This is a genomic window from Olivibacter sp. XZL3, assembly GCF_004368405.1.
In the GTDB taxonomy this organism is placed as follows: Bacteria; Bacteroidota; Bacteroidia; order Sphingobacteriales; family Sphingobacteriaceae; genus Olivibacter.
Genome location: NZ_SBJH01000024.1, coordinates 22,464 through 45,752 on the forward strand (window position 1 = coordinate 22,464; position 23,289 = coordinate 45,752).

The window sequence follows — 23,289 nt, forward strand, 5'->3', positions numbered from 1 at the left end:
TTAGATATCTTAAACACTGACAAGAATTGCGGCTGAAAGAAATGGCGTAATTGTTGATAAAAGTTACATACAGCGCTCAAAGTTTAATTGATAATTTTTATACATTAGAGCATTAAAAGAAAGGTAAATACATTCATGGAAGCAAAATTCTCGCCACGCGTAAAAGACGTTATCTCCTATAGCAGGGAAGAAGCGCTTCGACTTGGACACGATTACATCGGCACCGAGCACCTCTTGCTGGGCCTGATCCGCGAGGGAGATGGTTTAGCAATCAAAATATTAAAGCATGTAGGAGTAGATACCGCCCGTTTACGCCGCTCCATTGAGGAAGCGGTAAAAGGGACGTCGTCAACTTCGGCAAATCTTGGCAATATTCCCCTGACGAAGCAGGCGGAAAAGGTGCTCAAGATTACTTACCTAGAGGCTAAGATATTTAAGAGCGAAATTATTGGCACCGAGCATCTATTACTTTCTATCTTAAGAGACGAAGATAATATTGCTTCTCAGATACTTCAGCAGTTCCATATCAATTATGATATTTTCAAAGCTGAGGTAGAGCAGAACAAAACAGAAATCACGGATCAAGCGGCCGGTTCGGCAGCTGGTGATGATGATTTCCGTGACGAAGATAGCTTCAGCCAACCTAAAAAAGTGTCAGATATTAAATCGAAAACGCCGGTATTGGACAACTTTGGTCGTGATTTAACCAAAGCTGCGGAAGAAGGTCGTTTGGATCCGATCGTTGGACGTGAAAAAGAGATTGAACGCGTATCTCAGATTCTTTCACGTCGTAAAAAGAACAACCCCATCTTAATCGGAGAACCGGGGGTGGGTAAATCCGCCATAGCTGAAGGCTTGGCATTAAGGATTGTACAAAGAAAGGTGTCTAGGGTGCTCTTTAATAAACGAGTAGTAACCTTAGATTTAGCTTCATTGGTTGCAGGTACCAAATACCGCGGTCAGTTTGAGGAGCGTATGAAAGCGGTGATGAACGAACTGGAAAAGTCTCCGGACGTAATTCTGTTCATCGACGAAATCCACACTATTGTGGGAGCTGGAGGAGCTTCCGGCTCACTGGATGCTTCAAACATGTTTAAGCCTGCCTTGGCACGCGGAGAAATTCAATGTATTGGTGCCACCACCTTGGATGAATATCGCCAGTATATTGAAAAGGATGGTGCTTTGGACCGTCGTTTCCAAAAGGTGATGATTGAGCCGGCTACGCATGAGGAAACCATCGAAATCCTTAACCGGATTAAAGATAAGTACGAAGAGCACCATGCGGTGACCTTTACGCCGGAAGCCATTGAAGCCTGTGTGAGTTTAACGACTCGCTACATCACGGATCGCTTCTTACCGGATAAGGCAATCGACGCTTTAGACGAAGCAGGTTCGCGTGTCCATTTGACCAATATTCACGTGCCACAAAGCATCATTGATATCGAAGAGAAAATTGAAGATATCAAGGTAGAGAAAAACAAAGTGGTTCGGAGTCAGAAGTATGAGGAGGCTGCTAAGCTTCGCGATACGGAGAAGAAGCTGTTGGAAGAGCTGGAACGTGAAAAGCAAGCTTGGGAAGCGGAAACCAAAACAAAACGTTATACCGTTACAGAAGACGATGTTGCGCAGGTAGTGTCTATGATGACAGGCATCCCAGTTCAGCGGGTAGGACAGACCGACAGCCAAAAGCTGTTGAATATGGCCGACTCGATGAAGGGACGGATCATCGGACAGGACGATGCGGTGAAGAAACTAGTGAAAGCGATCCAACGTACTCGTGCAGGACTGAAAGATCCGAAGAAACCAATTGGTTCCTTCATCTTCTTAGGGCCAACAGGTGTGGGTAAAACGGAGTTGGCAAAAGAGTTAGCCCGCTTTATGTTCGATAGCGAGGATTCGCTGATTCAGATCGACATGAGTGAATACATGGAGAAATTCGCGGTTTCCCGCTTAGTGGGAGCGCCTCCGGGATACGTTGGTTATGAAGAAGGAGGGCAGCTTACCGAAAAGGTTCGCCGTAAGCCTTATTCAGTAGTCTTATTGGATGAGATCGAAAAGGCTCACCCGGATGTCTTCAACTTACTGTTACAGGTGTTGGACGAAGGCCAATTAACCGATAGCTTGGGTAGAAGAGTCGATTTCAGGAATACGATTGTAATCATGACCTCGAACATCGGCGCTCGTCAGCTCAAAGATTTCGGTCAGGGTGTTGGTTTTACTACCAGTGCGAAAGCTACACAGGCGGAAACGCATTCTCGGAGTGTAATTGAAAACGCTTTGAAGCGTGCCTTCGCTCCTGAGTTCTTAAACCGCGTAGACGACGTGATTGTTTTCAACTCACTTGGAAAAGAGGAAATCTTCAAGATTATCGACATCGAACTCAAAGCCTTGTTTACTCGAATCCAAGGTCTCGGCTACGCTGTGAATTTAACCGATGGAGCCAAGGAATTCATCGCCGAGAAAGGCTTTGACAGTAACTTCGGTGCGCGTCCATTGAAACGTGCTATTCAGAAGTATCTGGAAGATCCGATTGCGGAGGAAATTTTAAAGGGTGACTTGGCAGACGGTGCTACACTTGAGATCGACTACAATAAAGAAAAAGAAGAAATTGTGGTAAATGGATCGCATAAGAGTGATAACAAAAAGCCGGCTAAGCCCACAGATATCGAAAAGGAGCACGAAGACGAAAAAGACGGAAGCAAAAGTAAGTAGTTACTAGTTTTAAGAATCGGCTTAATATTAAAAAAGCGTTACGCACTGCGTAACGCTTTTTTGTTGAAGAGTAGTTCAGTAGGAAATTAACCAATGCGATGATTAGCCAATTTAGTTGAGACGTTAAATTGTTGATTTAATTAGCCAATTTGATGATAGTGTTTGCCTGCCCGCTAATCCTTACGGCCGCTCGTAACTAGCTGATTTCTGATAGCAGTGAGCAGTCGATAATTTGCATTTTATAGCTTATTTATGTATTTTGCATATAAATACAATTTATCTAAATTGTAAAAAATAAAAAGGATTACTATGGCAAGCGTTGATAAACAAGTGATAGGGTTAAATGACGTTCAATTAAGTTTACTTCGTATGTTCAATCGTAAAATGAGTTACGAAGAATCTATTGAGATTAGAGACCTTCTTGTGCAGCATTACTCAAGTAAGCTAAAAAATGAAGTAGACCGGGCGGTTACTGAAAAGAATATTACCAGCGAGGATTACGATAAGCTACGAAACGGGTAGTATAATGGCCGGACTTAAACCCAAATTAGTAATTGATACAAATGTGCTGATTACGACGATAAACCGTAGTAACCCCGAATTTGCTATTTATGAAGCTTTCGAGAAAAAGGCCTTTGAATGGATTGTAAGTACGGAGATATTAACTGAATATGCTGAGCAGTTGACGAATTTCTATTCTGAAGCAACAGCTAATTTCGTTCTAGATATCTTGTGTACCGCAACCAATGTTATTTTTACCGAAGCTTATTATCGGTGGAAAATTATTAAAGAAGACCCAGATGACAATAAATTTGCTGATCTTGCACTTTCAGCTTCTGCAGATGCTTTATTGACATTTGATAAACACTTCAATGTCTTTAATGACTTATCTTTTCCTGTATTAAATATTCTGCATCCCAAAGAGTTTAGTGCTTTTATGAAGAAGTAGGCCCAATTCGTTCGTGAGAATAACGAATCATAAGCAAGAAAAATGCTACTCACTACTAACTAATCCCTAATCACTAAATTAAAAATATGGAGCGATTCTTGCTTAAACCTTTTGAAGTTTTGTCACTCTAAAGTAAAGGAGATAGGAGTTGGGGAATAGTGGCCTATGGCCTAATGCTTATGGCTTACAGCTGGTGGTAATAGAAGTATATGTAGATTTCGTCTTGACACCAGCCTAGCTGATACTAAAAAACAAATAACTGATATCGCACAACAAATAACTAACAACGAATAACCAAAAACAAACAGCGAATGAAGAAGTATTTATTTTTAATGATTGCCTTAGTAGGCTTGGTAGGTATGAGTGGGTGTGAGAAGACAGAAGTGATTGAAACTATTATGCCCAATAAAACATTCATATATACTGTGTCGCCGGGAGATTGGGTGCTCTCTAACAATAGGACGACACTAGAGCACGATATTAATCTGCCTGAACTCGATAGATATTATATGGATCAAGGAAATGTTAGCGTTGCGGCAAGTTTTGACGGAGAGGGGTCATACGATATACTGCCCTCTACTTTTGAAGGGTTGGCTTATTCAGTGAACTACGCTGTCGGCTCTGTTTTAATAACGGTTAAAGATCCGCTAGCCGATCCGAATATTACGTTAAGTCCTCCAACTGGCGATATTATTTTCAAAATTGTCCTTTCTGAGTCGGACTACATAGAATAACAAGGTCTGATGCGCGAAGGTCAGCAAGTTGATTGCTTAAGTGCTTGTATTAACCAATGTTAAGGCAGATGACAATCGAAGACCCAAACGGTGCCTAAGCTTAAGGCTTATAGACTCTATTGAATGATGTCACTCTACCTGAGCTCGAAAGATATTATTTGGAACAAGGGAATGTAACTGTATCTGTTAGCACCGATTCGGAAAATAGTTGTCATATTTTACCAGCAACTTTTAATGGGTATGCTTACTCGGTCAATTATAGCGTTGGTGTAGTAACTCTTAAAGTGGAAGATCCAATAATCGATCCGGAGATCGATTTAGTTCCTCCTGCTGATCAAATTGTAGTAAAGATTATACTTTCCGATTCGGATTATATAGAATAGTTACAATAATTAAGACACCCCAGAAAAACGTGAAATTTTGGGTGCTGATTTTTATATATTCTGAATCACCTCTTCTTTGTTTTTTCTGCTTTTGCTTTAATACGCTCGATTTCTTCCTTTTTTGTTGAAAGTATGGTGTAAAACCATTCGGCTTCCCTTAAAGGTTGGTGTTCTGGGCCAATGGCGACGGCCTGATTTTTCGCGTACATTTCCTCGTCAACGGAGAAAGCATGTAAGAAGCCCGCCGGATTGATTGTTTTTTCACCGATCATTTTTCGATGTTCTAGCCAGTCTAATAGGTAATAGTGCAGGGAGAAATAGACAAATACTAAAGCCTCTTTAGGTAGTTTTTTAAGGCATCTCCACTGCACATCGAAGGTAGCCGGCAGCGGAGGCTGTTCCGTTTTTGATTTGGCAAGTATAATCTCGTCCTGCGCCAATATTTGATACTCTTCTTGAACATAATCTATACTTACGAGCGCTACGCGTAAAAAGGCACCGGGATCTGGACTGATATTGCGTTGTAAGAAGGGGATGTCTTTTTTAGGTGTAATGGCATCGATGGTGATCTCCACCGTACCGTCCAACTGGATCGAACAGCGAGGAAAGACATATAAGGTTTTTTCAAAAGGAGCCTCCAAATTAAATTGAAAACCAATGAAAGGACTGGGATCTATATGATTTAGGTTTTTGTTCCCAGGAGCTTCCGGTATCTGCGCAACGCATTTTTGCATGATCGCATTTAATCTGCCGGATATATAAGGATCTGTATATTCAAAAAGCAAACCTCCTATTTGGCGAATAATTTTGGTAGCATTACTACTGATGCCAAACTCCTGCGCTGCAATCTTCGTGTTTATGGTTTGGTTCACCTTTGCAGGCATGCTTTGCATAATGGATTCATTGTTTAACTCTCGATAAACAACATCTCTCATTTTTCCGCTAGGACGCCCTTTCTTGTTTATTTTAGCCATAATTATCGTATATTTGTTTTTATAAGTCAGTGTTTTCGGCGACTTCTAATACCCCCACTTTCATATCCCTTCCCCCGTCTCAACATCATCATAATACCCGCGAAGGACTTGCTTCGCATTTACAAAAGATTCTTTCTACACTGTATCTAGAGTGCGTCTAGGTTTTTGCGGTAAAAACCTGGACGCACCCTGGACTCACCCCGAAGAAAGTATCTAGCAATCCCAGCCTTGGTATTTTCGTGCTTCAGAGAAATTTTCTTTTTTTAAGGTCAAGTTAAAAGAGCCGTTATCATAATAGGGCACGCACAAGATAATAATTTATAAATGAAATTGAAAATTTAAAACGCCTCTAGATTGAAGCTTTTAGCCTCAGAATCGAAGCAACATTTCTAATCGTCAGCAAGTGTCCAGGAAGGCAAATTCATTTCCGCAAAGGAGTTCTCAAAGGCTATCGTAAAGTGGTCTCTTTTTCAGTTAAGTTTACTTTCGTTCTCGAGCTACATGGTTTACGTCTCATTTCTCATACTTTAATAGGTAGTTTAGTTTGGACTCGAAACAGCGCTTTACAAGGGGCAAAAACTCTTCTACGATCTGAAAACCATCTTTAAAACTGTTTACTAGATGATCTTCAACGAAACGTTCCCTGTCGTAAAGGTACGCAGATAGCTTTACGAATTTATCTGTGTTGTGTCGATAGAACAATTGTGGGAGGTACGTAGAAGCCTTGGCTTGAAGCGACGATAATGGGGTTCCAACATAATAGGTGTACAGGGGATCAAATGCATACGCGATAGCGTTGTATACCTGTTCCATCACACAAATCAGAAATACATAGGCTTGATAGATTTGATTTTGCGCCCATAATAGCTTAGCGGTTTCAAAGCCTTTTATGGCCTTTTCATAATGCACATCAAATAAGTCCAGGACATTATTATAGCTTTCGTGTACCTGTTCTTTTGTATATGTGCTTAATCTGTAAGGGCTATTGGAAAATATTAAAAATTCTTCACGGCAATGCAGTACTTCATAACCCGTTATATCGTCAGTTGTAGGGTGTGTATCGTCACTACCTGTGCGTAAGGTTATCATGACATCATGATGTTTATAGCACGCTAATTTGATAAACCCTTTTAATTCGTCGACCTGATTTTTTCGTCGAGTATCTACCAGTAAAAGGATTTCAGTGTAGGACTTAATCTGATTTTCAACAATTTCAGGAAAAGTGTAAAGAAAGATTCTCTCGGGTTCTACGAGAGCAACTATTAAATCCAATAACGGCTTAAGATTTGCGGCTTCCGACCCAGTCTGCAATAATCCTCCGATCTTACGCATCCAGTTTTCAAATTCACCAGTATGGTGTCCTGGATGGAGATGTATGTGATTAGTTGTTCGTGTTGATAAGTCATTATTATACGCTTCTGAATGATGCCCATCATTTTTAATTGTTGCCATATTTATTTGATAAGTTTTAAATTGTTGTTGTAAAGGAACGGCACTAAAGCTTCGTACCGAACCAAAACAGCTTGTATAAAACAATGTTTACTAGTATACTACAAGCACTTTGCTCGTATAATACCATGTTCTCATGTTTTCGTGTTCTGAACGCTGAATATTTGTTAACTTTGGGATTATGAGTACAATCAACGCAACAAACCATATCGGCAGAAAAATTAGTCGTATTCGCGAATTGCGCGGTATGAAGCAAGAGGCCTTAGCTATAGAATTGGGTGTAAGTCAGCAGACAGTTTCCAATATGGAGAAAAGTGCTGCTATCGAAGCCGATGTACTGGCTCAGGTAGCGAGCATTTTGGGTGTTACTCCGGAAGCCATTGAGAATTTCAGCGAAGAGGCAATCTTCAATATCATCAACAATACATTCCAAGACAACAGCTCAAACAATAACAATTACATGTGTACAATCAATCCTCTCGATAAAATTGTTGAATTATATGAACGGCTTCTTGAGGCCGAAAAATCTAAGGTGGCGTACTTGGAGAAGTTGTTGAAACTAAAATAGGAGTCCTGTTTATAACTAGATCAGACGATTAATGATCGAAACAGGAAATTACAACATTGGTCGTCTTGAAGTGCTATTTACTCGGCCGTCTTACTAAACAGAAAAAGCAACGGAAATACTCCATTGCTTTTTCTGTTTTATATAGTTTTTAAAACTTAGCCTTCAATACCAAATTTCTCCAAAATACTACTAGTTACCCCTGTAGAAGAATATCCTCCATCGTGGTATAAATTCTGCATGGTTACCATCCGCGTTAAATCGGAGAATAAAGTGATGCAGTACTCTGCACATTGTTCAGCACTGGCATTGCCTAGTGGCGACATGGCATCCGCGAAATCGAAGAAGTCGCCAAAGCCTTTAATACCTTGTCCAGCCGTGGTTTTGGTAGGTGACTGCGAAATTGTATTGACGCGTACTTTTTTGGCTACACCGTAATGGTAACCGAAGCTTCTTGCGATCGACTCCAAAGCAGCTTTGATGTCGGCCATATCGTTGTAGAAAGAGTAGGTGCGTTGCGCGGCAGCATAGGTTAAGGCAACTACGCTCCCCCATTCGTTGATCGCATCTAATTTCATCGCTACTTGTAGCATTTTATGTAAAGACAAAGCCGATACGTCCATTCCTTTTTGGAAAAAGTCGTAATTGGCTTCGGTGTAAGGAATGCTCTTACGCACGTTCACACTCATACCGATGGAGTGCAATACAAAATCGATCTTACCACCTAATATCTCTTGCGATTTCGTAAAAAGATTGGTTAAATCATCTACGCTGGTCGCATCGGCGGGAATGATTTCCGCACCTGTTTTGGACGCCAATTCGTTGAGCTCGCCCATACGCATCGCGATGGGAGCGTTGGTTAATACAAATGTAGCACCTTCTTCATGTGCTTTTTCGGCTACTTTCCATGCAATAGAGCTGGAGTTTAAAGCGCCGGATATAATTCCTCTTTTACCTTTCAGTAGGTTGTATGCCATATCGATTTGATTTATTGTAAACTGTATTTGTATAAGGCGGTAAAATTACACTTTTTTTAACAACTCGCTAGCATGTTGTAAAGCGGCTTCGCCGGGATTACTGCCGCTTAACATCTTGGCAATTTCTACTACGCGTTCCTCCGGTTCTAATTTTCGCATATTCGTGCGCGTAACGTCCCCATCATCTGCTTTATACACTTTATAATGGGCATTCCCTTTTGAGGCAATTTGCGGCAGGTGGGTAATGGCAATTACCTGCATGTGTTTGGCCATTTCTTCCATCACATTTCCGACTTTTAAAGCGACTTCTCCGGAAATCCCGGTGTCAATTTCATCGAAAATGATGGTGGGTAGGGAGGAACTTTTTGCGATGAGCGACTTGATGGCCAGCATCAACCGCGATAGCTCGCCTCCGGATGCCACCTTATTAAGCGGTTGGGGTACCTGCCCTTTGTTTGCAGTGAAAAGAAAACGTACAGCATCCGCTCCAGAGGATCGTAAAGAAGGAGTTTCTTCTATTTCAATTTCGAGTATACTGTTTGGCATGCCAACTTCCGTAAGCACATTGGTAACTGCTTCCTGAACAATTGGGATGGCTTTCCGCCGATTGACACTCAGTTCATTCGCAAGGTTTTCACTGGCTGTACGAAGTTTGTCGCATTCAGCTTTCCGATTTTCAATTTCCTCGTCGTCGGAGGATAATTTGGCCAGCTTATCTGCTAAATCTTGTTGTATATTTATTAATTCTGCCACAGTGCCCACGTGGTGCTTTTGCTGTAGCTGATAAAGAAGGCTGATGCGATCATTCACTTCCGCTAGTCGTGCTTCGTCGAAAAGAATGCTTTGTTCGTTGCGTTCTACTTCTTCTGCAATATCCCTGATTTCAATCAAGGCACTTTGTAGTCGTTCGCTTAATTCGTTGAGATTGCCTACATAACGCGCTGCTTGCTGTATCTGCTGCAGAGCTTCTTTTAGCGAATTAATAACCGGATGTTCTTGTTCGCTCAACAAAAAATTAGCAGCTAATAGCGCACGCTTAATTTCCTCGGCATGGCTCAACTGATTCTGCTCCTGCTCGAGGGCCTCCTGTTCGTCACGGCTCAATTTCGCAGCAGCGAGTTCATCATATAAAAATTGATGGTAGTCGGCCTCACTCTGTGCCTGCTTATTGTCAGCAATTAAGTCCTGTAGCGACTGTGTTGCCTTTTTATACTTTTTGAAGACTTCTTGATAATCTTTCAGAAGCGACGCATTCCCTCCGACGCTATCGAGTGTCATGAGTTGAAATTCTTCGCTATTAATCTCCAAGGTGGCGTGTTGAGAATGGATGTCGATTAAACGCTCTCCCAGTGCTTTCAAGGTAGCCAGGTTAACCGGGGTGTCGTTAACGAAGGCCCTGGACTTCCCGTCTGCGCTTATTTCCCTCCGAAGGATGGTTTCGGATTCGTAATCGAGATCTTGGTCGGCGAAAAAGCCTTGCAGATCATATTCCGCTACCTGGAAAAATCCCTCAATGACGCATTTCTGTGCTTGATTGTAAAAGTACTTGCTTTCGGCCCTCTGGCCTAGAATAAGAGATAAAGCGCCCAGTATAATTGATTTCCCTGCACCGGTTTCGCCTGTCAGGATATTAAGCCCTTTGGCCGGTTGTATATCAAGTTCGTCTATTAAAGCGTAGTTCTTAATTAATAAGCGATTGAGCATCTGTTTTTTTAATGTGGTTAAGACCTTCGATTGTCTGGTATTTATTGTTTTCGGCTACTTAAGTGTTGTGTCCATGTTGGACGCCTGTTCCCGTCATCGTATACCAGTCAACATCAAAGGTACGTAATAAGGTAAAATTAAAAATTAAAAATTAAAAAAGCTTGTCTCCGGCAGGGATGGTGAAAACCCCGATTTTCCTCACGCACAGAACCCCGTTTAGGTTGTAAGTTTTAAGTTATACGTTTTAAGTAGCATTTAAACGTTGGATCTGTTACTTTTGTATACTAATCTAGGAAGCGATATGATTTTACGAAATTTTTGGAGCGTGTTCACCTTATGTCTGTGTGTTTTATCGCTAGAGGGCTGTGGGGTGACTGCACAAGACGAGGGGCCTCTGACGGCCAAACAATACCAGCAGAAGATGAAAGACAACTCGTCGGAAACGATCCAGTTAATCGATGTACGGACGCCGGAAGAGTTTGCTGAGGGGCACATAGAACACGCGCATAATATCAATATTAAAGACAGCGATTTCAAAGGAAAACTCGATCACTTTGACAAAACCAAGCCGGTTTTTGTGTATTGCCTAAGTGGGGGGCGCAGTGCAACAGCGGTAGCAAGCCTTAAGGAACTTGGATTTGAGGAGGTGTACGACTTAAAGGGCGGGATTATGGCATGGAAAAACAAAGATTTGCCGGTAACAGCAGCCGAAGGCTCCGCAAAGAAGGACTTATTTACAAAGGCTGATTTCGATAAAATCCTACAGGAAAATACGGTTGTTTTAGTTGATTTTTATGCGGATTGGTGCGTCCCCTGTAAGCAAATGGAACCTACCTTAAAAAAGTTGGCTGCGGAATATAAGGATAGGGCATTGATCTATCGATTGAATATTGATCAAGCAAAGGCGTTAACAAGCGCCATGAAAATTGAGGGTATACCGGTTTTTCACGTTTATAAGCAAGGAAATCTAGTCAAAGAAGCACAAGGCTTACAGAATGAAGATCAACTTAGGGAATTACTGGAGTCTATTTAGTAATCAATAAAAAAGAGGTTGCCCTTTTGAGACAACCTCTTTTTTTATTGATGATATATTTTAAAAATTAGTCTGCGGCTTATCCCACCATAAACGGGTTCCTGCATTATCAGGGCCGCCTAAAAGCTGAATGGCTTTTTGAACTTCGGCAGCGTTGGTGTTGTACTCGTTTTGACTGAAAGGCAATCTTCGGATTTGCACTTCTGTATCAACAAGTCCGCCGCTGTTGTTTACCACTACAGGGAAAATCTTTGGATAGCCAGTTCGCCTAAACTCGCTCCACGCTTCTTGACCTTCCGGAAAAATGGCCAACCATTTTTGTGTGATGATGCGCTCTAGCTTCTCTTCAGCAGAAGCACCTTCATTCCATTGGATGGTGATATTCGTTGGAGAGGCTGCATTGTTTCTGCTATTCTTGGGATCAACATAAGCAATTGGGGTGTTAGTACTATTCTGCATATAGGTGTCTGCGCCTTGTACGCCCCATTGAGCAAAGGATGCTTGTATGCCTTGCTCATAAAGAGATTGCGCAGAGCCGCCTGCATTTGCCCATCCTCGTAAGGCGGCTTCCGCTCTTAAGAAGTAGACTTCCGCTGCGGTCATCAGTACCGGAGCGGTACTTGCCGTGAAAGAAGGTGTACCATCGTTCACGTTGATCGAGGAATAGCCCAGGTAAGCGTCTTTGGTCAACCCCGCTGCACCAGCCCGGATACCTTTGTACTGACCGGCAATACCATTGTCTGTAGCCTTATCCATGTATTTGCCAATGCGTGGATCTGCATAGCCTACCATGTAAGACTCCAACGAAGCATTGATACGCGTATCACCCCAGTTTTGCGCTATAAAATAAAGCGGATTGGAGAAATTAGCGCCCGATGGAATGGCTACGCGGAAGTTGTCGGCATTGTTGTCGATAACACCTCCGTTAGCAGGATCTAAAGCCTTCTCAGCCTCGCTTTGCGCCAATTGTGGGTCTGCTTTAACAATTCGCATTGCTAAACGCAAGCGGAGTGAATTGGCCAGGCGTAGCCATTTTTGAAAACGGGTCTTATTATCAACGCCCCTGTAAACTAAGTCGGCTTCTTCTATATTCGCAGGCACTTGCGTTGTATCCGTTCCACTATTGAAGGTTAACAACAAATTACGTGCTGTGTCGAGTTCTAAAAATAAACGCTTATAGATATCCTCTTGACTGTCGTATGGGATATTTCCGGTGGTGCCGATCTGGCTATAAGGAATAGGGCCGTAAATATCGGTTACCCGACTGGTCGCTTCTGCTTTAATCACCAAGGCTGCCGCCCATACAGCGGGATAAGTTTCGGCTAAGCCGTTGTTTTTAAGCTTGTTTAATGAGTTTAAGACGTTTACATAGAGCACCTTGAAAGGCTCCCCGTTCCAACCATTAACCATCGCATAGTTCAGGTTATTCTGTCCGCTATTAAATGGGGTAGGCGACATGAAATAGCCACTATATACGTCTGCATTTAAATTTTGCTGTACTTGATAGGAATTGGGATCTCCGCCTCCCGAAAAGTTATAAATGGACATTTGGGCCTGGCGGAAGAAAATCTCCAGATCTTGTCCATTTGGTTTTAGATCTTCATCCGAAACGCCGGTATTATCGGTATTGAGGTCTTCGAAGTCTTTTGTACAACTAGCGAAGCTACATGTTATTACCGCTAGGAGGACCAGGTATTTCATAAATTGATTCGTATTCATTAGAAGGTAGCATTTAACGTTAAACCATAACTGCGTGTTGCAGGCATCATAAATATATCCAATCCGCTAAGCGTGTTGCCTGTCGACATGGTTACTTCCGGATCAAACGGCGCGTCCTTGTAGAAATAGAGCAGATTTCTTCCTACGGCCGATACCTTTAGATTTTTAATAAATCCTTCTTTCAATGGAATGTCGTAACCTAAGGTCAGCTCGCGTAAGCGAACGACGGTACCATCATAAATATAATTGCTGGTTACAGGACCTATACCACCTGTTGACGTATACCAAACCTGTGGATCGATGCTGTTTACAGCGTTCCCCTGCGGATCTACTCCGTTGATGGACACGCCGCCCGCTAGTCGGGCATCGCCGGTAGCTTTTGAAACACCGTAGCCATCCATTACGGATTGGGTCACCGACATGACGTCATAATTGAATTTGCCATCAATTAAGAAAGACAAAGAGAACTGTTTATAGTTTAAATTGTTGTTCCAGCCCATCTGCCAAAGGGGGTTTGAGTTGCCCAGCTTGGTGTATTCGGAATTTTTTAACGGCACGCCGTCGGCACTGACTAAGATTCTGCCTTGATCGTCGCGTTGGAAATCCTGTCCGTAAATATCACCAAACGAACCGCCTACCTCAAATTTAGACGCGTAATTATTCCGGCCTTCTCCGGTTAAGGCAAACTCTTGGATGTTGTCGGAAAGTTCGATGATCTTGTTTTTATTGTGAGAATAGTTCAAGCTGGTTGTCCAGTTAAAATTCTCGGAGCGTATAGCATCGAAACTAATGAGCGCTTCCACTCCCTGATTTTGAATGTTACCCGCGTTAATTGCATAGGTGTCATAAAAAGAAGCTTGACTGGCAGCGATTCTAAAGAACTGATTTTTGGTATTGGTTTTATAGTAGGTCAAATCGACTCCTAAACGACTATCAAAGAAGCGCCATTCTGTACCTATTTCCAGCGAGTTGGTGATCTCCGGTTTCAACTCTTTTAAAAAGGTAGTGGTATTCATGCCGATCACACCGTAAGGGTTCAGCGTATTTAATAAGTAGGTTGTATACGGAGGAAGATCGTTTCCGACCTGTGCATAGGAACCGCGGATTTTTGCCAAGTTAATGAATTCAGGAAGCTCCAGTTTTTCATCCAACGCAAAACCCAAACCGACCGAAGGATAGAAGAACGAGCTGTTATCGGTGAAGCTCAAGGTGCTCGACCAGTCGTTCCGAGCGGTAAGATCTAAAAATATCCAACTGTCGTACGATAAATTGGCGCTGGCAAATATCGATTGTAATTGCCGTCTATTTCTAGGCAAGGTACTGATATTCGGTGTTTCGGAGTTCTGCATGGTGAACACGTTAGCCGTTGATAAGCCGGCCGTGCCGCTGTTATAATTTGATCCTTCCGTTTTCCAGTCGGTAATACTCGTACCCACTACACCTGTCATGCTCAATTTGTCGGCCAGTTGGAAATTCATGTTGGCAATCAAATCCGCATATTGTTGCGTAATCGTGGTATTGGTATAGTTAAAAGCCCCATTCGGACGTGCCAAAATGTTGTGCGTACCGGCATATATTTCGGTTTTATACACTTCATTGGTGCGGTCGATGCTTCCACGTGCCTGGATAGACAACCATGGTGCAACCGTATACTTCGCACTCGCGTTTAAAAGTAAACGGTTTCGGTTCGAATGGTTTTGGTTGCGGTTTACAATCCACCAGGGGTTTTGCTGGGTCGTTTCACTGTCAGAAAGAAACGGCCAGTTTTGATCATTGAGGTTTTTCTGCGTGCTGAACTGCTCAAAGGTACGATAAGGAGCAATATCCGAACCTCTCGGGAATAAATATAAACCGACCATAGGATTATGGTAGAAGCCGGTTTGCGGCGCATTATCCAGCTTTTGAGCGATATAGTTTACACCTGCTGCTATCTGCAACTTATCGTCTAAGAAGTTTGCCGTCTCTTTGAAATTGACGTTATGCCTGCTCAGATCGTTATTCGGTTGTATCCCTTTAGCTTGGGTGTTGGCGTAAGAAAAGTACGTTTGCATTTTTTCATTACCACCGGATAAGCTTAATGAGTTGGTTAGATTAGTTCCAGTACGTAAAAATTGAGAGACATTGTCGTAAGCCTGCCCATCGCTCGGAGCGCCCCAGCTATTGAGGGACGAAGCGTTGGAAATACCGTCCATTCCTTGTCCAAAGTTATTCTGAAACTCGGGCGTATAAGCCGCTTGATCAATAAGAGCGCTGGAAGAGAAATTAATTACGCTTCTGCCCGACTTCCCGGATTTGGTGGTGACGAGTATGACTCCATTGGCCGCCTGGCTTCCGTATAAGGCAGCAGCGGAAGCACCTTTTAGTACTGAAATGTTTTCGATGTCCTCGGGATTGATCGTCGAAATCGGATCGCCTGGGTCGCGCTCGCCGCCGAACACATTGCCTGGTTGTGACCCCGTTGTACTGTTGTTAATGGGAACCCCGTCGATCACATAGAGAACCTGGTTGTTTCCGGAGGCCGACTTGTTACCGCGTAGTACTACCTTAGCGGAACCACCGGGACCTGAAGAGCTTGGTGCGATATTTACCCCGGCAACTTTACCGTTCAAGGTATTGATAAGGTTCGGGCTCTTCGCCTTATTCAATTCTTCCGAACCGACCTGCTGCGTGGAATAGGTCAATGATTTTTGTGTCCGATTAATACCTAAAGCCGTTACCACAACCCCTTCTAGCTGCTGTGCGGAAGCCGTCAGGCTTATAGTGAGGGTGGTCGTCGTCGCGTCGACAGGCATCGTTCTGGCGTCATAGCCGATAGAGCTTATATTTAAAGAAGCGGCATTTTCCGGTACGCTAATTTGGAATTTACCGTTAACGTCAGTGGATGTCGCAATACTGGTGCCGGTCACTTTAATGGTAGCAGCAATGATAGGCGATTGATCCTGCGCATCTATTACTGTTCCGGTCAGTTGTCTTGTTTGTGCAAATGCATTCAATTGATGCATAAATAACATCAAAATCGCACAGAACAACGATTTTGATAAACACAATGCTTGGTTTTTAATTTCCATTAGAGTTAATTAATTGTTTAAGTGGTGATGAAGCCTGTGTACTGCCGAGCTAAGCATGCATGCTCACTTATTGCCTACAGTGATATAAAGCGCGTTTTATAGATCGCTTTAGTTCTTTGTATCTTTTGTGGAGCGACAGCCCATAGACGTTCATCGTTGATACTACATTCTTTGCGCCTTGCTGCCAAATAGGCAGTCAAAAGCCGGTATCATAACCTTAGGTCTGAAGGTTTATAGCCTCAATGGGAGGGGGATTCTCGCGAGGTATAAATGTAGTGATGTAGAAAATTGAAAAATGTAAAAGAGTAGGTCGCCAGTTGGTTGCAGGCAGCCAAAAAAATGAGGTCAATTTTAGTTTTGAAAAATAGTTAGCCATGTGTGATGTTAAAACGTTACATAATCTTTTCGCGCCAACAATTCGCGATCGCACAGAAAGAAACCTATGAAAAGTAAAATGCGTTTGTTTTAGTATACCTGTTAAAAGCTTTTAGCAGGAGACGGCCCAAAGGTAGGATTTAATTTAACAAGTTAAAGTAGCAGGAACGCTTTTTGAGAAAATATTGAGAAATGTTACAGAATAAATCCTTTGCAATCGTTTCTTACGTGATGAGGATTGCAAAGGATTTGATAGAGCCTTTAATTTTCTAGATGGGCGTCTACCGATATGTTGGTATTCAGTAATTTAGAGATCGGACAGTTCTTTTCTGCATCGGTTACCAATTCATCCATTTTGGTTTTGGGAATGCCCGGAATCTTAGCATGTACCGTGAGAAAAGAATTGGTAACGGCTCCATCCTTTAATTCGATGTTGCAGGTGGTTTCGAGTTTTTCTGCTTCAAATCCTGCCGCGTCGATATTGAAAGCTAATTTCATCGTAAAACATCCAGCATGTGCTGCTGCGACCAGTTCTTCCGGATTTGTGCCCTTCACGTCCTCGAATCGGGTCTTATAGGAGTAGGGTGTTTCGGTAAGTACTTCACTTTGTGTAGACAGGGTGCCTTGGCCTGCTTTCCCTGATCCGAGCCATACGGCGGTAGCGCTTCTTTTCATCGTTAAAAAATGGATTAATTTATTTCTTTAGTATTTGTTTAGTAACAAATATAGTGCAGTTTTGTTTCTTTTTGTTAGAGGCTGTTTATTCGGCAATGATTTTGTACGAGAAGTTGTCTTTAGAAGGTGGCCGGTGAACGCACGGGAGCTATTGTTCAAGAAAGGAAACATAATCAGGTCAGCAAGCTTCATCGTGTCGACCATGCTTGCAGGTTTGAAATGTATAACAGTCAGTAGATAATGTTAATAAAAAATATGCTAAAGAGAATTAATGTTAAACTTTATGCGGTTCTTTTTTGCCTGATGCTTCTGGCCGCTAGCGCTTTTAGCCAGAAACTTGATAAAGAATTTAAAAGTTTTTACAAAGGATTTCAGCGTAATGTAGAGGCCGACAGGATAGATGAGATCAAGCAAGTGATGTGTTTTCCTTTCCAAACCATTTATTGGATCGATGACTTGAATACCTTGAGTGAGGAAGAGAAGTCGGACGGGTTGATAGACGCGCAGGAGTTCGAGCAATATCGTGCCAGCATTTTTAATGAAGATGTTAAAAGAATAGTTGCTGTTAGGGATGCCGAACAGGTGCAGCAAATTGATGTCGCTTCCAGCGGCGACTATTACAAGCGACTGGCCAATCTCATTGATCCTGGCAGCACACTCTTGGAGCTGTATTGCCAATATGGAGAAAACAGCACGGTGGGGGACGACTATTTCGCCTTTGTCTTTGGCAAGATTAAGGGAGAATACCGAATACTTTCCTATTATACCAATACGAGGATTAAAGAATAGGGGGGCTAAAAGACCCCCTCGATAATTCTTTTTGTCGGTTCAGGATTTCCCATTGTGTAGAAATGCAGAACGGGTGCACCGATTTTTATAAGGTCCTTACACTGTTGGATCATCCACTCTATTCCAACGTTTTTTACATCCTTTTCATTTTTGCAGGCCTGCACCGCTTTGCTCAGTTCGAGAGGAATATCCAAATGAAAGACTTTTGGCAGACTTGTCAACTGCTTGCTAGTTGTTAACGGCTTTAAGCCTGGAATGATGGGAACATGAATGCCTTCGGCGCGGCATTTGTCGACAAACGCCTTGTACTTATTGACGTCAAAGAACATTTGCGTTACGATAAAGTTCGCACCTAAATCTACTTTTTGCTTCAGGTATTGGAAGTCCGTTTCTAAGTTGGGCGCTTCGAAATGTTTTTCGGGATATCCGGCAACGCCAATACAAAAATCGGTTTTCTCGGTGCTGTCCATATAGTCGTGCAGATACTTTCCGTTATTCATGTTGACAACATGCTGTAACAAGTCGGACGCATAGGCATGCCCTCCTGGAGTCGGTACAAAAGAGCCCTCACTTTTTCGTGCGTCGCCGCGCAGGACGAGTACATTGTCAATCCCTAAAAACTGCAAGTCAATTAAGGCATTTTCCGTCTCTTCTTTCGTAAAGCCGCCACATATAAGATGTGGTACCGCATCCACCTTGTATTTATTCATAATGGCGGCACAGGTGGCGACGGTGCTCGGCCGTTTACGGTACGCTACCTTTTCAAGCAAACCATTCGGATGCTGCTTATAGATGTAATCTTCCCGTAAATAGGTTACATCGATAAAAGGCGGATTAAACTCCATTAAGGGATCGATGGTGTTAAAGATGCCCTGAATACTCTGCCCCTTGATGGGAGGGAGTAGTTCGAAGGAGACAAGGGTTTTTTTAGCGTTAGCGATGTGGTCGACAATCTTCATCTAGTAATAGTATTTGACGTGGCACTGGCAGTTGCAGTGGCAGGTGTATTCGTGTTATTGTTTTTAGGTAAAAACCTGTTTGGATTATTTATCATCGCGTTTAACATTTTTCCAATTTCGCTATAAGTGTCTTGTAAGTTGTTAAAGTCATCATGTACAATATAGCCGCAATCTAAAGCAAAATCTAACCATATTGTGGTTTCCGTTGCTTCTCCGTCTGCATCAGACATTTTTGTTACAAAATGTTTTGGATAAATCCTTTTTCTATAACCTTCTCCTATATTTGCGCAGACTGACCGGGATGATCGGCGAATTTGATCTGTTAACGCGTAAGTTTCTTCTTTCGGAAATGATTTCGAAAGAAGAAATATTTTTCTTGCAGCAGCATATGCTAGTTGATAAACTCGTAATTCTTTAAAGCTTCCAGTTGCCATAATTCGTGTTTAGTGCCTTAAATATATAAAATAGATCGGAGTAGATTCAAAGTTTAGTGCTACTGCAAGTGCTACTTTCTCTTAATATCCCAAATTCGGTCCCAGCCATTTTTCAACAGCTTCTACAGATTCGTTTTTTCGTTTAGCATAATCTTCTATTTGGTCTTTCCCCAATTTTCCGACGCCGAAATACCTAGACTCGGGATGTGAAAAGTAAAATCCACTGACAGCGGCGGTGGGATGCATAGCCAAACTTTCTGTTAGGTAGATGCTAGTGCTCTGTTCCGCCTGTAGCATATTGAAAAGCGTAATTTTCTCGGTATGATCCGGACAGGCGGGGTATCCAGGTGCGGGCCGAATTCCGGCATACTGCTCCTTGATGAGTTCTTCATTGCTGAGCTCTTCATCCTTGGAATAGCCCCAATATTCTTTGCGTACCATTTGATGCATCTTCTCGGCAAAAGCTTCTGCCAGTCGATCGGCTAGCGCTTTCACCATAATGCTGTTATAATCGTCGTAGTTTTTTTCGTATTCAGCCACGAGCTCGTCGCAACCGATACCGGTGGTAACCGCAAAACCTCCCCAATAGTCGTTAATACCACTATCGACCGGTGCAACAAAGTCCGACAAAGCATAATAGGGTTGGTCCTTTGCTTTTTCGGCCTGTTGACGCAAGGTATGAATACGGGTCAGCACTTCTTCTCTTTCCTCATCCTTATATAAGATAATATCGTCGCCGACGGTATTAGCAGGCCAGAATCCGATAACGGCTTTCGCTTTTAACAGTTTATTGGAGACGATTTCCTGTAACAGTCTTTGCGCATCTGCAAAGAGTTTTGTTGCTTCGGTGCCGACTGTTTTGTCTGTCAATATCCTTGGATAGCTACCGCGTAATTCCCAGGTGTGAAAGAAGGGCGTCCAGTCGATGTAAGGCAATAAGTCTTCCAAGGGGAAATCGTCGAATACCTTGGTGCCAAGGAAGGCCGGTTTCGGCGCTTGGTAGCTTGTCCAATCCAGTTTAAAGGCCTTGGCTCTTGCCTGTCCAATGGGTATGAGTTTTTTATCCGATTTTTTTCTCAGGTGATTTTCTCTAGCTTGGTCGTATTCTGCTCGGATTGTGGCGGCGTAGCTCTCCCGGCCTTCGGCATTTAACAGGTTGCTGGCAACGGTTACACTGCGCGACGCATCCAATACATGGACAACGGTACCTGAGTAATTAGGGGCGATTTTTACAGCCGCATGAATGCGAGAGGTGGTAGCACCTCCAATCATGATGGGAATTTTAAAACCCTCCCGTTCCGCTTCCTTCGCAACATGCACCATTTCGTCCAGCGAAGGAGTAATGAGCCCGCTTAGTCCGATAATATCAACTTCGTGTTTTCGGGCTTCATCCAGTATCTTTTGGCTGGGAACCATAACGCCCAGGTCGATAATTTCGAAGTTGTTACAGGCCAGTACAACGCCAACAATATTCTTGCCTATATCGTGTACATCGCCCTTCACCGTAGCCATTAAAATCTTTCCAGCATTTTTCCGGTCTCCAGCCGAGGGATTCTTCGCTTTTTCAGCTTCTATGAAAGGAAGCAGGTAGGCAACGGCTTTCTTCATTACCCGTGCGGATTTTACGACCTGCGGTAAAAACATTTTTCCCGCTCCAAAGAGATCGCCTACAATGTTCATCCCGTCCATTAGGGGGCCTTCAATAACTTCCAAGGGGCGAGGGTATTTTTGCCGTGCTTCTTCCACATCATCATCCAGGAATTCGATGATACCTTTAACGAGCGCATGCGATAGCCGTTCTTCGACTGAGGTACTCCGCCATTCTGCGCTTTTTACCTCTGTTTTGCCTTTGCTCTTAACGGTTTCAGCAAATTCAACAAGGCGCTCGGTAGCGTCTTCCCGCCGATTTAGCAGTACATCTTCTACATAGGTCCGCAGGGTAGGATCTATTTCTTCATACACTTCCAACATCCCGGCGTTGACAATTCCCATATCCAATCCAGCTTTAATAGCGTGATATAAAAAGGCGGCATGCATCGCCTCACGTACTACGTTGTTTCCCCGGAAAGAGAAAGAGATGTTGCTCACGCCGCCGCTTACTTTAGCAAGGGGCAGATTCTCTTTAATCCATCGGGTCGCGTTAATAAAGTCGACCGCATAATTGTTATGTTCCTCTAGGCCGGTAGCTACCGTCAATATATTAGGGTCAAAAATGATGTCCTGAGGGGGGAAACCCACCTCCTTTACCAGGATATCGTAAGAACGTTTACAGATTTCAATCCGTCGTTCATAAGAATCTGCCTGACCGATTTCGTCGAAAGCCATTACGACCACTGCTGCGCCATATTGCATAATGGTGGTAGCCCTTTCTTTGAAAAGCTCTTCGCCCTCTTTCAATGAGATGGAATTAACAATTCCCTTTCCTTGCAAACATTTCAAGCCGGCTTCTATAACCGACCATTTTGAGGAGTCGACCATAATAGGCAATTTTGCAATGTCCGGCTCGGAGGCAATAAGGTTCAAGAAGCGCGTCATAGCCGCTTCGGAATCGAGCATCCCCTCGTCCATGTTAACGTCGATCACTTGTGCCCCGCCTTCAACCTGTTGCCGTGCTACGGCTAATGCCGCTTCGAAATCGCCGCTGAGGATTAACTTGGCAAATTTGGGCGAACCGGTTACATTGGTCCGCTCGCCAATATTCATAAAGACGCTATCGGGCGTGTAGGTGATGGGTTCTAAGCCACTTAAGCGCAAGAAAGGTTCCGGCTTAGGAACTTTTCTCGGTTTTGCTTTGGCCGCTTTTTCTGCGATGCACTTTATGTGGCTGGGTGTTGTACCGCAACAGCCACCAACAATATTGACGAAGCCACTTTCTATAAAATCTTCGATTAGATGCGCGGTTTCATGAGGTTGCTCATCATAGCCACCAAACTCATTCGGCAGTCCGGCATTCGGATAAGCAGAAACGTAAAAGCCCGCTTTCTCGGAAAGCTCTTCGATATGCGGACGCATTTCTTTAGCGCCTAAAGCGCAGTTAAGTCCAATACTGAGGATATTGCCGTGGCTTATGGAGTTTAGAAAGGCCTCTACGGTTTGGCCCGAGAGTGTTCGTCCACTGGCATCAGTGATGGTCCCGGATAGCATGATGTCAATCCGTTCGTTTCGTTTGCCCGCAGCTATTAGTTCATTTTCGTACTGAATAATGGCGAAAATGGCGGCTTTTGCATTCAGGGTATCAAAGATGGTCTCAATAAGTAATACATCCGCTCCTCCATCAATCAAGCCGCGCACTTGCTCGTAATAGGCATGCACAAGATCGTCGAACATAACGGCCCGATAGCCGGGGTCATTCACGTCGGGCGACAAAGAAGCTGTGCGGTTAGTAGGGCCGATGGCGCCGGCTACAAAGCGTGGCTTTTCCGGATTTTTATGCGTAAATTGAGTGGCAGCCTCCTTCGCTATCCGGGCTCCTTCGTAGTTTAACTCATATACCAAGGATTCCATCTGATAGTCGGCCATCGATATCACCTGCGAACTGAACGTGTTCGTTTCGATGATATCGGCACCTGCTTCCAGATAGGCCTCATGGATCTCTTTTATGATTTGAGGCTTGGTGATGTTTAACAGATCATTGTTTCCCTTTACTTCACAGGGATGGTCGGAAAAACGCCTTCCACGAAAATCCGCCTCTTCAAGTCCGTAAGGCTGAATCATGGTGCCCATTGCACCATCGATAATTAAAATGCGTTTGTTTAGTTCTTCTCTAATACTCATACGGCACAGTAAACCA

At 43.3% G+C, this 23,289-nt stretch carries 17 protein-coding genes; 7 read left to right on the forward strand and 10 right to left on the reverse strand.

Annotation, left to right across the window (positions count from 1 at the left end; genetic code table 11):
* Nucleotides 1-135 precede the first annotated feature (135 nt).
* The 4 genes from EPX21_RS06300 (at nt 136) to EPX21_RS06315 (ending at nt 4,395) form a co-directional block, all read left to right on the forward strand.
* Nucleotides 136-2,712 (forward strand): ATP-dependent Clp protease ATP-binding subunit, encoded by a 2,577-nt coding sequence (locus EPX21_RS06300; RefSeq protein ID WP_134088818.1) that lies wholly within the window; start codon nt 136-138, stop codon nt 2,710-2,712.
* Between the two features lie 309 nt (nt 2,713-3,021).
* A complete protein-coding gene (locus EPX21_RS06305) occupies nt 3,022-3,234 on the forward strand; it encodes a hypothetical protein (RefSeq protein WP_134088819.1) in 213 nt (70 codons plus the stop codon).
* Nucleotides 3,235-3,238: 4 nt separating this feature from the next.
* The gene (locus EPX21_RS06310; protein ID WP_134088820.1) at nt 3,239-3,661 is read left to right on the forward strand and encodes a putative toxin-antitoxin system toxin component, PIN family; all 423 of its coding nucleotides are present in this window, start codon (nt 3,239-3,241) and stop codon (nt 3,659-3,661) included.
* 311 nt (nt 3,662-3,972) lie between these two features.
* On the forward strand, nt 3,973-4,395 hold the full coding sequence (locus tag EPX21_RS06315; RefSeq protein ID WP_134088821.1) for a hypothetical protein: 423 nt from the start codon (nt 3,973-3,975) through the stop codon (nt 4,393-4,395).
* 448 nt (nt 4,396-4,843) lie between these two features.
* Here EPX21_RS06315 and EPX21_RS06320 read toward each other — a convergent pair whose 3' ends face one another.
* Both EPX21_RS06320 and EPX21_RS06325 read right to left on the reverse strand, forming a co-directional pair.
* Complete coding sequence (locus EPX21_RS06320; RefSeq protein ID WP_134088822.1) at nt 4,844-5,752, reverse strand: hypothetical protein; 909 nt, start codon at nt 5,750-5,752, stop codon at nt 4,844-4,846.
* Nucleotides 5,753-6,265: 513 nt separating this feature from the next.
* The gene (locus EPX21_RS06325; RefSeq protein ID WP_134088823.1) at nt 6,266-7,204 is read right to left on the reverse strand and encodes a hypothetical protein; all 939 of its coding nucleotides are present in this window, start codon (nt 7,202-7,204) and stop codon (nt 6,266-6,268) included.
* Nucleotides 7,205-7,382: 178 nt separating this feature from the next.
* On the opposite strand from EPX21_RS06325, the gene EPX21_RS06330 reads away from it, so the two are divergent.
* Complete coding sequence (locus EPX21_RS06330; protein WP_134088824.1) at nt 7,383-7,769, forward strand: helix-turn-helix domain-containing protein; 387 nt, start codon at nt 7,383-7,385, stop codon at nt 7,767-7,769.
* 155 nt (nt 7,770-7,924) lie between these two features.
* On the opposite strand, the gene EPX21_RS06335 is transcribed toward EPX21_RS06330, so the two are convergent.
* Together EPX21_RS06335 and recN are read right to left on the reverse strand one after the other, a co-directional pair.
* Nucleotides 7,925-8,743 carry an enoyl-ACP reductase gene (locus tag EPX21_RS06335; protein ID WP_134088825.1) on the reverse strand — a complete coding sequence of 273 codons (819 nt, stop codon included), beginning with the start codon at nt 8,741-8,743 and terminating at the stop codon, nt 7,925-7,927.
* A 45-nt stretch (nt 8,744-8,788) separates the two neighbouring features.
* Nucleotides 8,789-10,447 carry a DNA repair protein RecN gene (gene recN / locus EPX21_RS06340; RefSeq protein WP_134088826.1) on the reverse strand — a complete coding sequence of 553 codons (1,659 nt, stop codon included), beginning with the start codon at nt 10,445-10,447 and terminating at the stop codon, nt 8,789-8,791.
* Nucleotides 10,448-10,748: 301 nt separating this feature from the next.
* Between recN and EPX21_RS06345 the strand changes: the two genes are divergently transcribed.
* Entirely contained in the window at nt 10,749-11,480 is a 732-nt protein-coding gene (locus EPX21_RS06345) for a thioredoxin domain-containing protein (protein ID WP_134088827.1), read from the forward strand.
* Between the two features lie 60 nt (nt 11,481-11,540).
* Here EPX21_RS06345 and EPX21_RS06350 read toward each other — a convergent pair whose 3' ends face one another.
* From EPX21_RS06350 to EPX21_RS06360, 3 genes are all read right to left on the reverse strand, one after another.
* Nucleotides 11,541-13,199, reverse strand: coding sequence for a RagB/SusD family nutrient uptake outer membrane protein (locus tag EPX21_RS06350; protein ID WP_134088828.1), 1,659 nt, complete (start codon nt 13,197-13,199; stop codon nt 11,541-11,543).
* Entirely contained in the window at nt 13,199-16,267 is a 3,069-nt protein-coding gene (locus EPX21_RS06355; RefSeq protein WP_134088829.1) for a SusC/RagA family TonB-linked outer membrane protein, read from the reverse strand. Before EPX21_RS06355 ends, EPX21_RS06350 begins: the two co-directional genes overlap by 1 nt.
* Before the next feature lie 636 nt (nt 16,268-16,903).
* On the reverse strand, nt 16,904-17,317 hold the full coding sequence (locus EPX21_RS06360; RefSeq protein WP_134088830.1) for an OsmC family peroxiredoxin: 414 nt from the start codon (nt 17,315-17,317) through the stop codon (nt 16,904-16,906).
* A 255-nt stretch (nt 17,318-17,572) separates the two neighbouring features.
* On the opposite strand from EPX21_RS06360, the gene EPX21_RS06365 reads away from it, so the two are divergent.
* Nucleotides 17,573-18,106 carry a hypothetical protein gene (locus EPX21_RS06365; RefSeq protein WP_134088831.1) on the forward strand — a complete coding sequence of 178 codons (534 nt, stop codon included), beginning with the start codon at nt 17,573-17,575 and terminating at the stop codon, nt 18,104-18,106.
* 5 nt (nt 18,107-18,111) lie between these two features.
* Here EPX21_RS06365 and metF read toward each other — a convergent pair whose 3' ends face one another.
* The 3 genes from metF to metH form a co-directional block, all read right to left on the reverse strand.
* A complete protein-coding gene (metF, locus tag EPX21_RS06370; protein WP_134088832.1) occupies nt 18,112-19,065 on the reverse strand; it encodes a methylenetetrahydrofolate reductase [NAD(P)H] in 954 nt (317 codons plus the stop codon).
* Nucleotides 19,062-19,499: a four helix bundle protein gene (locus EPX21_RS06375; protein ID WP_134088833.1), complete on the reverse strand. Its 438-nt coding sequence runs from the start codon at nt 19,497-19,499 to the stop codon at nt 19,062-19,064. Before EPX21_RS06375 ends, metF begins: the two co-directional genes overlap by 4 nt.
* 81 nt (nt 19,500-19,580) lie before the next feature.
* Nucleotides 19,581-23,273: a methionine synthase gene (gene metH, locus EPX21_RS06380; protein WP_134088834.1), complete on the reverse strand. Its 3,693-nt coding sequence runs from the start codon at nt 23,271-23,273 to the stop codon at nt 19,581-19,583.
* Nucleotides 23,274-23,289 lie beyond the last annotated feature (16 nt).